Consider the following 12,964-nt stretch of genomic DNA (forward strand, 5'->3'; position numbering starts at 1 on the left):
AACGGATTTACGATCGCTACTATGCCAAATACCACATCAAATATCAGAATTGTGTTAGTCGAGACGGCGGGGGCGCGAAACCTTGGCTCAGTGGCAAGGGTGATGAAAAATTTTGGGCTAGCAGAATTGTGGTTAGTAAATCCGCAATGCGATCGCCTTAGTGATGAAGCGAGGCATATGGCAGTCCATGCATCGGAAATTTTAGAAAATGCAAGGATTGTGGATAATCTCCCAGATGCATTAGTGGGCTGTCATCGGGCGATCGCCACCGCAGGACGTATTGATCAGGGCGAGATGAAAGTTACTGATCCCCAAAAAGGTTTGAGTTGGTTAATGCAAGCGGAAATCAGTGCGATCGTTTTTGGCGCAGAGGATCGGGGTTTAAGTAATGCTGAGATTCAACATTGTCAGCAAGTGATCCGAATTCCCGTCAATCCAGACTATCCCTCGCTTAATTTGGCGCAATCGGTGGGTATTTGCTGCTATCAATTGCAACTATTGAAAGCAAATTTTATGGAAAATTCTCAATGTCACGAAAATTTGACTAGCCAAATCGCGCAAGATTTGATAGAGTCAGCACCCATAGACCTTGCTACCCGTGCAGACCTAGAAGCTTGCTACCAGCAACTTGAAGCAGTATTACTGAAGATCGGCTATGTTTATCCGCATACCGCCGCTCATCGGTTGCGAAAGTTTCGGCATATCTTCGATCGCGCAAATCTGAGTCCGTCGGAAGTTGCCATGCTGCGGGGAATTTTGCGTCAAGTTAATTGGGCCACGGCTCATCTTGATTCATAACTACTCGCGTATGATACCAATTACCGAAAGTGTTGCCACACTTTCGATAATTAAAAACCAAACCCAGTAAGGGTTTTAAAATCACAAAATGGCTATGCCATTTTGTGATTTGGTATAACGCGAGTAGTTAATCGGTTAGTAGAGACATTTTTGTATCGGAGTTATAAATAGCAGTGGAACCCAGAAACTTTTCATCGCCTGACGCTACCGAAAAAAGTCGAGAAGCGCGTTTAAATAAGTTGCGCGAGCGTCGCGCCAAGGCTGTGACAAGCAATAGTGACTCTGTTCTCCGCCCAATTAGTTCTGAAGTTCCACCTCGTCTAGGGCGATCTCCAGACTCAAATCGTTCCCCAGAACCGATCCTCGGCAATCGATTTAGCAATCGAGCAGATCGCCGTTCTGAAGGACGAATACTGGAGAATAAGTTAAGACCATTACCCAATCGGCAAGGTTTTGTCGAGGCACGTATTGATCAACGCTCTGAGAATAGATCTGACAATAGAACTGAGCTAAGACCACGTAAAAAAACTAATGGGAGCAATCGGACAATCCCGATCAAGTCGTCTATTAAGTCTTTGGGTTGGCATGTACTACGGTTAGCGATCGCAGGCATTGGGCTAAGTGTAATTGCTGGTACGGCCATCTCTTTCTGGCAAAGTCAGCAATCTATTGGTGCTAAAACTAATGCTACAGAATTAGTCGCGAAGGAAGATGCTAGTACACAAGATATTGCTCCCCTCGAACTCAAAACTGAGGTAACTCCTTTACTGAGCAAGGTCAAGGAATTGGCGGCTAAAGAAAAAGATCTCGTCATGCAAATGATGGTGGTTGATCTTGATTCTGGAGCCTATGTGCAAGTTGGTGCAAATCAGCCCATCGCGGCGGCTAGTACGATTAAAACCCCAATTTTGGTTGCTTTTTTTCAGGATGTGGATGCAGGCAAAATAAAGCTTGATGAGCAGCTAGAGATGACTGCGGATGTCAAGGTGGGCGAAGCGGGTGATTTTCAGCTTTTACCAACGGGTACAAAAATTTCGGCGTTGGAAACAGCAACCCAAATGATTGTGATCAGTGATAATACAGCCACTAACATGATCATTAAGCGTCTTGGTGGGCTTGCAGCACTGAATCAACGCTTCAAATCTTGGGGGTTAAATAATATGGTCATCAAGAATCAACTGCCCGATCTTGAAGGTACGAATACAATTAGTACCCAAGATATGGTGACGTTATTTGCGATGATTGATAAGGGTAAATTGATCGAGCCACGTAGTCGCGATCGCTTTATGGATATCATGAGCCGTCCAGTGACCAAAACGCTTTTGCCTAAAGGGCTTGGTGAAGAGGCTAGAATTATCCATAAAACAGGTGATATCGGTCTAGCGGTTGGTGATGCTGGGATCGTTGATATGCCTAATGGCAAACGCTATGCGATCGCGGTAATGGTTAAGCGTCCTGATAATGATCAACGCGCCAATGAGTTAATCCGCCAAATCTCGCGAACAACTTACGACTATTTTCTCAATGGTGGTAGTTTACCTGCTAGCAATTCTAGCCCTGTTAATCCCACTGCCCCAGCTTCTCAAGAGTCCATTGATTCCACAAATTCTCCAACTCTAAATAATGGTGGTAGCGGGACTAGCATTATTGAAAACATTACTTTGCCATTGCCCAATGCAACTCCGAATATGTCTCCATCAACAAGCCCAAACACATCACCAAATTTCATCAATCCACCCGAAGTAACTCGTCAAAATCCATAAACAAAAAAGCCACGCAAAGCGTGGCTTTTTTTGTTTATGGGATTTTTTAAAAGTGTTGCAAAGCAACGCTTTTAAAAAATCCTTGATTTTATTGAGGGCGCAAAGCGCCCTCAATAAAATTATGAGTGATCCCTTGGTTGAGAGATATCGGCGGCTTTTGGCTCAGAGAAACGTGACGTGCGATCGCTACTAATACTGTTGTGGGGTAAAGGCTGGTCAGCGATCGCCGCTTCGATATTTGCTGCCATAATTTCGCGAGGGACTACTCCTGTCGTATCACCGATCGCCTGATTAGCACGATCTAAAAAAATAAACCGAGGAATCCCATCAACCCGATATTTAGTCACCTCTGGCAACCACTTAGTATTGTCTACATTTAGCATCACAAAATTCATGCGATCGCTATATTCCTTTTCCAGTGATAAATTATCTGCCGCCATCGACTGACAACTGGTACACCAATCTGCATAAAACTCAATTGTGGTTGGTTTTCCATTGGCTAAAGCCTCATCAATGGGCAGTGCTGCCGCCGCAACTGCATCTAGCGATGTGCTACTTTGTTGCGCCTGAAACCCGAAAAATAGGGCTGTAGTCAATAGGATGGCAGCGATCGCCACTAATAAATTTCGCAATTGATTAGAAGTGGCTGGCGGCGGACTAGTTGAATGCTCTGAATTCATGACAATAACTTACGAAAATAACTATTCCCATTATGCCGAGCAAGGTTTGCCCTATGCTAAAGAAATTCTAAATGAGTTATGAGAGGCTTATCTACGGGTAAGCCTCTCATAACTTAACGTCAGTTCGACAAAAGCGAAAAATGGTAAGAATCGCTAAGCGATTCTTACCATTTTTCGCCATTTGCGGCGTGCGAAGCACGCCGCAAATGGCTATATCGAACTCACGTTAATTTAAAACTGAAATTACGCAACCAATCATGAGTAATTCCGAAAGTTCCTTTGATGCATCCCCATATGATCTTACCCAAGCTAAATTAACCCTTAGTGAAAAAATTGCCTATGGTGCAGGTGATCTTGGCACTTCGATCACCACCAATTTGCTCTCATTTTTTCTATTATTCTTTTTTACCAATGTCGCAGGACTCGATCCCGCCCTTGCTGGAGTGGTTTTATTAATTGGCAAAATCTTTGATGCCATCAATGACCCGATTGTTGGTGTACTTAGCGATCGCACCAAATCCAAAATGGGCAGGCGACTACCTTGGATGCTCTATGCAGCGATTCCTTTTGGGCTGTCTTTTTTCGCGCAATGGCTAGTGCCTAGCACCGATAAGATGGTTCTTTTCTGGTATTACGTGATTGTGGGCATTGTGTTTAATCTCTTTTTCACAGCCGTTAATCTTCCCTATACCGCGCTCACGCCCGAAATTACCCAAGATTACAACGAACGTACTAGCCTTAATACCTTCCGTTTTACCTTCTCCATCGGTGGCAGTATTGTCTCGTTATTTATCGCCCAATTAATTTTTGCCTTCTTTAAAGATCCTGCACGGCAGACGGATAGCTGTAATACAGGTGGAATGCAATATATTGTGCTGGGTGCAGTCTGTGCAATTATTTCCAGTTTCTCGATTTATTGGTGTGTCTGGGGAATTAAAAGAAGAGCGATCGCCAGCGATCGGCATCGACTTCATAATGAATCGATTGATGCGAATACGGAAGAAATGAGTTTTGTAGAGCAACTAAAAATTGTGTTTAGAAACCGTCCATTTCTTTATGTGATTGGGATCTATTTCAGTTCATGGTTAGCACTACAAATTACCGCATCGATTATTCCGTACTTTGTCGTGAATCGGATGCAAATGCAAGAGAGTGATTTCATTCTCGTAACGATCGCAGTTCAAGGTACAGCCCTAGTCATGTTGTCAGTATGGAGTGCGGTTAGTAAGAGGTTTGGTAAAAAAGAAGCCTATTTTATGGGTGGAGGGATTTGGATCATTGCTCAAGCGGGGCTATTCTTTTTAGAACCAGGACAGACCTTACAACTCTATATTCTGGCGATTATGGCAGGTTGTGGGGTTTCCACCGCCTACCTGATTCCTTGGTCAATGATTCCTGATGTCACGGATCTTGATGAGCTAGAGACAGGTCAACGCCGCGAAGGAATTTTCTATGCCTTCATGGTGCTATTACAAAAGTTTGGGCTAGCGGCTGGTTTGTTTCTGCTTGGTCTGGGTTTGTCATGGGCAAAATTTCAAGAGAGTGTGCCTTGTCAGCCATTACCAACTCAGCCTGATTCGGCAGTATTTGCAATTCGCTTAGCGATCGGTCCTTTGCCGACGATCGCTCTTGTGATTGGTTTAGGTTTGGCATATTTTTATCCGATTACTCGCGAGGTGCATACAGAGATTTTGATGCGCCTATCAGAAAGAAGAAGAGAACAAAGCGAGTAAACAAAAAGCACCCGATGGGTGCTTTTTGTTTGAGCAATAGAAATTTATCTAATACCAATTCCCGAAAGTGTGGCTACACTTTTGGGAATTAAAAACCAAACCCAGTAGGGGTTTTCAAATCACAAAATGGCTACGCCATTTTGTGATTTGGTATAACAAATAGTGTGAGGCGGCGCGAAGCGCCGCCTCACACTAAGCTATAAAAGCTTAAAAAAGCGTCCCTAGGGACGCTTTTTTTATTAAGAAGTAGCTAGCGTGCGACGCTTGGTGACCATACGGAAAGCTTCGATGATATCGCCCTCTTTCCATGTCGAGAACTTCGCAAGGGAGATACCGCACTCAAATCCAGAGGCAACCTCCTTCGCGTCATCCTTAACCCGTCGCAGCGAGTCAAGCACGGCTGAATGTACAACCTCATTGCCACGTTTGACACGGACATTACAGTTGCGGATCAGCTTGCCATTCTGGACATAGCAACCAGCCACAGCCCCCTTACCAATCGTAAAGATGGCGCGGACTTCAGCTTGACCAAGGTATTCCTCGACCATTTCAGGATCGAGTAAACCTTCCATTGCGTCTTGGATATCTTCCAAGAGCTTATAGATAACGTTGTAATCACGGAAGTCAACACCAAGGTCATCCGCAGCCTGTCTTGCACCAGGAGCCATTGTGGTATTGAAACCAAGTACAACCGCCGAGCTAGCCGCCGCTAAACTGATATCGTTTTCGGTGATTTCCCCAGGAGCCGACAGGAGTATACGAAGTTGGACTTCGCGCTGAGGTAGTTGAGCCAAAGAACCAAGAATGGCTTCGAGGGAGCCTTGAACATCCGCTTTGAGGATAATATTGAGTTCCTTGAGATCGCCTTCTTTGACTTTTTCGGACAAAGTACCAAGGGTGACCCGACGTGAAGCCATGGCTTGTACCAAGCGGGCTTGACGTTGATCCATGGTGCGTTGATCGGCGATCGCACGGGCTTGTTTTTCATCAAGGTAGACTTCAAACTCATCACCCGCCGCAGGGACATCGCCCAAACCAAGGACTTCCACCGCAAAGGATGGCGAAGCTTTATCGACACGTACACCGCGATCGTCCACCATGGCACGTACCTTACCAAAGGCAGCACCAGCCACGAAGATATCACCAACGCGCAATGTACCGTTTTGAACTAGCAATGTTGCTACGGGACCCTTCGCCTTGTCGAGGTGAGCTTCAATGACTGTACCCTTAGCAGTACGGTTGGGGTTCGCCTGTAAATCTTCAACTTCAGCAACCAGCAAGATCATTTCCAGCAAGGTATCAAGGTTCTCGCGACGGATCGCGCTTACAGGAACCATGATTGTGTCGCCACCCCATTCTTCGGCAACGAGAGCATATTCAGTTAACTCTTGGCGAATGCGATCGGGTTGAGCTTCAACCTTGTCAACTTTGTTAATGGCAACAACGATTGGTACTTTAGCAGCACGGGCATGGCTGATCGCTTCAATGGTTTGAGGTTGTACACCATCATCGGCAGCAACAACCAGTACGGCAATGTCTGTAACCTTTGTACCACGCGCACGCATGGCGGTAAAGGCTTCGTGTCCAGGAGTATCAAGGAAGACGATTTGCTGTTTCTGACCATTATGCTCAACATCGACGTGATATGCACCAATATGTTGAGTAATACCACCTGCTTCTCCTTGAGCGACTTTACTCTTCCGAATTGCATCAAGTAGGGTTGTTTTACCATGGTCAACATGTCCCATGATCGTAACTACGGGAGGACGACGCTGCAGTTTATCGAGGTCGCCAACATCGATCATTTCGGTCTTGAGCGCTAGCTCGACGACTTCAGGATCGTGGACTTCATATCCCAGTTCCGCTGCCACCATTTTGGCAGTACCGACATCAAGGGTTTGGTTAATATTCGCCATGATCCCCTTCATAAACAGGGTGCGAATCACTTCTGTCTCAGAAAGTACTAGGCGCTTGGCTAGTACAGCGACGGTCATACCCTCTTCAATTTCCACCGAAGTAGGCTTTTCAGGAATAATTTCGACTTGTTGATGACGGCGATCGCGACTTGGTGCAGATCTTTTACCCTTTTGTGTGGGCTTGATGTCAGCCGCCATGGTTGGCTTTGATGGCACTGCTACGGCTTTAGGGCGAGCCGCAGGACGAGCTAGAGACAAACTGATCTGAGCAAGCTCAGCAGCAGCTTCCAGATCGGCGGCATCATCGTCATCATCTGCAAAATCACGCAGATAGCGCTTGGGCTTATTCAGGCGATTCTTTTCTTTAAGCTCTAATAAATCCTTTTCTTCTTCTTCCTTAGACTTACCCTTGCGCTTACTTGCTTTGTTTGGCAGAGTGGGTTTTTCCAAAAGTTCAGGTAATGCAGGATTAAATCCGCCCGCAGCATCAGGTTTCTTGCCAGTTTTGTCAGCAATTACTGGCTTCTCAGGCGCACGCATTAAGGTGGGCATCGGAGGACGCAAGTTGTGGGGAGGCTCGGTCGGAGCGGTGATCCCCCTTTCAATGAGTACTGAGTCCTTGACCAATTTTGGTCCACGACCTTGAGGTCTACCGTTAGCAGGAGCCACAGGTTGTTCAGCAGGCTTGTTCAGTTTTGGCTTTTCAGGCTTGTTTACCCTAACTGTTTCTGGATTGATTTCTTGTTTGACCTGCTCAGACCTGTCTTGTTCCGACTTACTTTGATTAGCTTTTGCTGAAATCCTTGACTCATCTGAAGGTCTGGCGGCTGGAGGTTTGGGAGCAATAACTGCTTTAGGTGTAGCAGACACAGGAGGTTTAGGACGCTCTGGCGCTACAGGCTTATTTAACTTGACTTGAGGGGGTGACACACTTACCAAAGCTTGTTTGGGCGCAAGAGGACGTTCAGCTTTTTCGGCTGGTGGTCGTTCAGATCTTGGATTTTCTTTGCGGGGGGGCTCTTTGGGTGCTTGTTTGGATGGGTTGTTTACCCTTGCGGCGATCGCTGGCTCCTCAACTGTGATTTTCGCAGGACTCGATACAGCAGCCTTTTCTGGTGATTTGGGGGCAGTTGGCGGCGCAATTAATTCTGTCTTTGGTTCTGATGGCGATGTTGGCTGAGAGTCTTTGATCGCTTGGGGATTTACTGGTGAGGTCAATTCTGTTTCTGATGTTAATTCAATTTTGGGCGCAGGTGTGGATTCGGACAGATTGCCTTCTGGGACAGAAGGACGACTAGGAGGCTTAACTAATGAAGAAGCAGAGGGCATGGGCAAGGGAGGGTTGATAACAGCAGTTTTAGCAGGAGGTTCTGAGCTAGGCTCAGCGATCGCATTAGATGAGTTAAGAGGCGGATGCAGAGGAGGTGTAGCTCCTACATTACCAGAGACGGGCGGAGTATTGAGACGGATTGTGGGCTTGGTAACAGCAAGAATTTGTTGCTTGGCAATACGAGCATCGGATTCTTTGGTCTTTGCCACAGCAATTGCTTTCTTTTCAGAAGTTTTGGGATCAGTCGTTTTGGGATAATGTTGAGGGGCTTTGATACGTACCAATTCCGCCTCTGATTCTGTAATTGTACTACTATGACTTTTGACAACTATATTTAATTTCTCACACACCGCGATGACATCTTTGGTGTCGAGATCTAGCTCTCGCGAGAGTTCATATAGTCGAACTCGATTGCTTATACTCATTGCTCACTCTGCCCTGCGTAACTGTTGTACACGATGAAATTGAATTTACATAGAAGTTGCTTCCTGTCTTTTGCTAGGTTGAATTACATTGGCTGAATTACATTGACCATAGTTAATCTTAGAAGCGCCTAGCTATTCCTGATGAACAGGCTAGCGAGTATGTTTCAATTTTTAGATGAAACTACTATAGCTATTATTACTCATACAATCTAGTAATATGAGAAGTCAGAATAATTTGGCTCACAAATCCTTGGCAAAATCTCACTCAGTTTACTAGCTCTTGTACATTACCCCTAAACACAGTTTTTGAGAAGAGATTTTTTGTGTATGCATTGCCTTGAGTTAATTTCAGTTAAATATATTGAGAAAGCCATGCCTTGTAGGAATTCCTCAATATATTTAACTGAAATTAACCGACTAAGTAAGGTTTTTAAAGCTCTGTAAATTTATTATCGTTTTTACAGTTGTTTACATTAGTTTACTTTAATGTAGGATCGGATTGTCTCGCAGTGTTCTGCCCCCCATTGTTTTGATATCTATGACCAACGTACCCGTCTCTCGTATTCGTAACTTTTCGATTATTGCCCATATTGATCATGGCAAGTCTACACTTGCCGATCGCTTGTTGCAATTTACAGGCACGGTAGCGGATCGAGATATGAAAGCGCAATTTCTAGACAATATGGATCTGGAACGCGAGCGGGGGATCACCATTAAGCTGCAAGCAGCGCGGATGAATTATCAGGCTCTCAATGGTGATGAATATACGATTAACTTGATCGATACTCCCGGACATGTGGACTTTTCCTATGAGGTATCGCGTAGTTTGGCAGCTTGTGAAGGGGCTTTGTTGGTAGTTGATGCGTCGCAGGGGGTGGAAGCTCAGACTCTGGCTAATGTGTATTTAGCCTTAGCCAACGATTTAGAAATTGTGCCTGTATTAAACAAGATCGATTTGCCAGGGGCTGATCCCGATCGCATTGCCCATGAAATTGAAGAATTAATTGGCTTAGATTGTGAGGACGCAATTCATGCCTCGGCAAAACAGGGGATTGGGATTCGCGAGATCCTTGAGGCGATCGTTTTAAGAGTACCCGCACCCAAGGATACGGTCGATCAGCCTTTACGAGCTTTGATCTTTGACAGTTATTACGATGCCTATCGTGGCGTAATTGTTTATTTTCGGGTAATGGATGGCACGGTCAAAAAAGGCGATCGCGTCAAATTTATGGCTTCAGGTCAGGAATATGTGATTGACGAGCTTGGCGTACTTGCCCCAGGACAGATCCAAGTTGATGAATTACATGCTGGTGAAGTGGGCTATCTGGCGGCGGCGATCAAGATGGTTGCCCATGCGCGGGTGGGTGACACGATTACTTCAGCGATCGACTCAGCGCCTGAACCATTTCCGGGGTACGAAGAAGCTAAGCCGATGGTTTTCTGCGGTATGTTTCCCACCGATGCCGATCAGTTCGAGGAATTGCGTGAAGCTTTAACGAAGCTCAAGCTCAACGATGCGTCTTTAAACTATGAGCCAGAAACCTCGAACGCAATGGGCTTCGGGTTTCGATGCGGATTTTTGGGAATGCTGCATATGGAGATCGTGCAGGAACGTCTTGAGCGTGAATACAATCTCGATTTGATTGTGACTGCGCCATCGGTAATTTATCGGGTGACGACTAATAACGATGAGATCTTAATGATTGATAATCCGAGTGAGTTACCGCCACCCAATTCAAGGAAACAGATCGAGGAGCCATATGTGAAGTTGGAGATCATGACTCCGCAAATTTACATTGGTACATTGATGGAGTTGTGCGTCGCTAGACGCGGCGTATTTGTGGATACGAAGTACATCACAACGGAACGAGCTACTTTAATCTATGAGTTACCATTAGCCGAAATGGTGACCGATTTCTTTGATCAGATGAAGTCACGCACCAAGGGGTATGCCAGTATGGAATATCAAATTATTGGTTATCGTCCTAATGATTTGGTGCTAGTGGATATTCTCGTCAACGAAGAACCTGTTGATGCCTTGGCTTGCATTGTCCACCGCGACAAGTCCTATAACGTCGGTCGGGCGCTAGTATCTAAGCTCAGAGAATTAATTCCTAAGCAACAGTTCCAAATTCCCATCCAAGCGGCGATCGGTTCCAAGATTCTTGCCCGTGAGAATATTTCGGCTTTACGCAAGAATGTTCTGAGTAAGTGTTACGGCGGCGATATTTCTCGGAAGAAGAAACTTTTAGAGAAGCAGAAAAAGGGTAAAAAACGGATGAAGTCGATTGGTACGGTGGAAGTGCCGCAAGCCGCATTTATGGCGATCTTGCAATTGAACGGTGATTAACTGATGTTACGTGGAATGAATATTTCCCTCACCCCCCAGCCCCCTCTCCCAGAGAGGAGAGGGGGAGCAAAATCCAGAAAAGTCTTGTTCCCCTCGCCCTTTGGGAGAGGGGCTAGGGGTGAGGGTCTTAGAAACTTCCACGTAACACCAGTGATTAACAAAAAAAAGGAGCGCGATGCGCTCCTTTTTTTGTTTTTTATACGAAGATTAGCGATCGCTCGGCGGCGATGACTTCACCAATGCGATTAGTGACAAAGCCTTGGGACTGGAAATAGGCGATCGCCTCATCAGCTTTGGTGGGATCAACCACTACCGCCATACCAATACCCATATTAAAAGTATTGAACATGTCTACTTCGGGAACTTCACCCTGAGACTGGAGCCATTGGAACAGAGCAGGAATTTGCCAACTATCACGGAAAATCTGCACGGCTTGACCTTCACCGAGACAACGGGGCAAGTTTTCGGGTAAGCCGCCACCTGTGATATGTGCGAGTCCGTGAATACCAAAATTTGCCTTGAGGGCTGCTAAAACAGGCTTGACATAGATTTGCGTGGGTGTGAGAAATACTTCAGCTAAGGTCAAATCCTGAGTGTCGATGGAAATTTCTAATTTATCGTCCCAGTTATATCCCTTGGTTTCGATGATTTTGCGGACAAGGCTATAGCCATTGCTATGAATACCTGAACTCGCAAGCCCTATGACCACATCGCCAATCTTTACTTGTGTGCCGTTGAGCATTTCTGACTTTTCGGCGATCGCTACACAAAAACCCGCCGCATCATATTCGCCCACACCATAAAACCCCGGCATCTCCGCCGTTTCGCCGCCAAGCAAGGCACAACCTGCCATTTGACAACCATCAGCAATGCCCTTAACTACTTCAGCAAGTTGATCGGGTTCCAGCTTGCCTGTAGCTAAATAATCTAAGAAAAATAATGGCTCTGCACCAGAGGTAAGCACATCATTTACGCACATTGCTACAAGATCAATGCCGATGGTGTCGTGTTTATTAGCAGCTTGAGCAATTTTGAGCTTTGTGCCAACGCCGTCTGTACCTGAAACAAGAACGGGTTGTCGATAACCTGTGGGCAGTTCAAAACATCCACCAAAACCACCTAGATCTCCCAGTACACCTAGACGATGGGTTCTCGCAACAGAATCGCGAATTTTTTCCACGAAAGTGCGACCTGCTTCGATGTCTACACCCGCTTGACGATAATCCAAAACCTCTAACTCCCAATACTTTTTTTAATTTGAAACTTTGGCTCCAACGCAGTGTTAGACACCTTGTACCCAATCTAGTGACAACCTTTTATGCGATCGCACACAGTCTCGCAGATAAAGATTTATGAGGCTCTGATAAGGAATTCCCACTTCTTCAGATAGATTCTTGAAATAATCTACCACTTCCTCTTCAAGGCGAATCGTCATTTGCTTCTTTAACTTCTTAAAGTATGGATTTTGAACTGAGTCAGAAAAATCGTATTCATCTTTCATAAGGAAAACCTACGATATTGTTGAACCTCTTGCTTAGTTGCCTTACGGGCTGAAATAATCCTGATAATGTCATTTTCTTCTCTATAAACATGACACACAACTATGAGGCGAAGCGAACTGCTAATACCTAAGATAATGTATCGTTCTTCGTTTAAAGAGTGGTCTGAGTCGTAGCGTAGACGCGCATTTTCGTCATAAAACACGGTTTGCGCTTCTTCAAACGAAATTCCATGCTTCCGTTTATTGACATTAGCTTTTTGATCATCCCATTTGATCATCCCAGTCGAATGCTAACTCGCTCATGTTTACATTGTAACTACAAAGTAGTTTATAAGCAAATGCTAAGTACAGGACAAAAATTTAATGGAGTTGAAGAAAGCCTCGGAATTGAGATGGATGTCAAAGATGATATGACGCAGAAAATCAAAACCAAGACGAAAAATGCTTTTAGGTAAGCGACCGTGCTTT

10 protein-coding genes are annotated in these 12,964 nt (G+C 45.3%); 5 read left to right on the forward strand and 5 right to left on the reverse strand.

All coding sequences use genetic code 11. The annotated features are described in order from the left end of the window. Window positions 1-21 precede the first annotated feature (21 nt). Both VB775_RS05805 and VB775_RS05810 read left to right on the forward strand, forming a co-directional pair. Window positions 22-798 (forward strand): RNA methyltransferase, encoded by a 777-nt coding sequence (locus tag VB775_RS05805; protein ID WP_281006595.1) that lies wholly within the window; start codon window positions 22-24, stop codon window positions 796-798. 173 nt (window positions 799-971) lie between these two features. Then, window positions 972-2,561, forward strand: a complete 1,590-nt coding sequence (locus tag VB775_RS05810; protein ID WP_281006596.1) for a serine hydrolase — start codon at window positions 972-974, stop codon at window positions 2,559-2,561. Window positions 2,562-2,680: 119 nt separating this feature from the next. Here the strand turns inward: VB775_RS05810 and VB775_RS05815 are convergent, their stop codons facing one another. After that, entirely contained in the window at window positions 2,681-3,241 is a 561-nt protein-coding gene (locus VB775_RS05815; RefSeq protein WP_281006597.1) for a thioredoxin domain-containing protein, read from the reverse strand. A 257-nt stretch (window positions 3,242-3,498) separates the two neighbouring features. On the opposite strand from VB775_RS05815, the gene VB775_RS05820 reads away from it, so the two are divergent. Then, the gene (locus VB775_RS05820) at window positions 3,499-4,974 is read left to right on the forward strand and encodes an MFS transporter (RefSeq protein ID WP_281006598.1); all 1,476 of its coding nucleotides are present in this window, start codon (window positions 3,499-3,501) and stop codon (window positions 4,972-4,974) included. Between the two features lie 239 nt (window positions 4,975-5,213). Here VB775_RS05820 and infB read toward each other — a convergent pair whose 3' ends face one another. Then, entirely contained in the window at window positions 5,214-8,645 is a 3,432-nt protein-coding gene (infB, locus tag VB775_RS05825) for a translation initiation factor IF-2 (protein ID WP_281006599.1), read from the reverse strand. 538 nt (window positions 8,646-9,183) lie between these two features. Between infB and lepA the strand changes: the two genes are divergently transcribed. Then, on the forward strand, window positions 9,184-10,995 hold the full coding sequence (gene lepA, locus VB775_RS05830) for a translation elongation factor 4 (protein WP_281006600.1): 1,812 nt from the start codon (window positions 9,184-9,186) through the stop codon (window positions 10,993-10,995). A 196-nt stretch (window positions 10,996-11,191) separates the two neighbouring features. Here lepA and purM read toward each other — a convergent pair whose 3' ends face one another. From purM to VB775_RS05845, 3 genes are read right to left on the reverse strand one after another with little or no spacing between them, the layout of a single operon-like run. Beyond that, on the reverse strand, window positions 11,192-12,223 hold the full coding sequence (gene purM / locus VB775_RS05835; protein WP_281006601.1) for a phosphoribosylformylglycinamidine cyclo-ligase: 1,032 nt from the start codon (window positions 12,221-12,223) through the stop codon (window positions 11,192-11,194). A 54-nt stretch (window positions 12,224-12,277) separates the two neighbouring features. Further along, window positions 12,278-12,496, reverse strand: a complete 219-nt coding sequence (locus VB775_RS05840) for a BrnA antitoxin family protein (protein WP_281006602.1) — start codon at window positions 12,494-12,496, stop codon at window positions 12,278-12,280. Further along, window positions 12,493-12,774 (reverse strand): BrnT family toxin, encoded by a 282-nt coding sequence (locus VB775_RS05845; protein ID WP_281006603.1) that lies wholly within the window; start codon window positions 12,772-12,774, stop codon window positions 12,493-12,495. The genes VB775_RS05840 and VB775_RS05845 overlap by 4 nt, the downstream gene beginning before the upstream one ends. Between VB775_RS05845 and VB775_RS05850 the strand changes: the two genes are divergently transcribed. Then, window positions 12,727-12,951: a hypothetical protein gene (locus tag VB775_RS05850; protein WP_323216657.1), complete on the forward strand. Its 225-nt coding sequence runs from the start codon at window positions 12,727-12,729 to the stop codon at window positions 12,949-12,951. The genes VB775_RS05845 and VB775_RS05850 overlap by 48 nt on opposite strands. Window positions 12,952-12,964 lie beyond the last annotated feature (13 nt).

The organism is Pseudanabaena sp. CCNP1317, assembly GCF_034931345.1.
GTDB lineage: Bacteria > Cyanobacteriota > Cyanobacteriia > Pseudanabaenales > Pseudanabaenaceae > Pseudanabaena > Pseudanabaena galeata.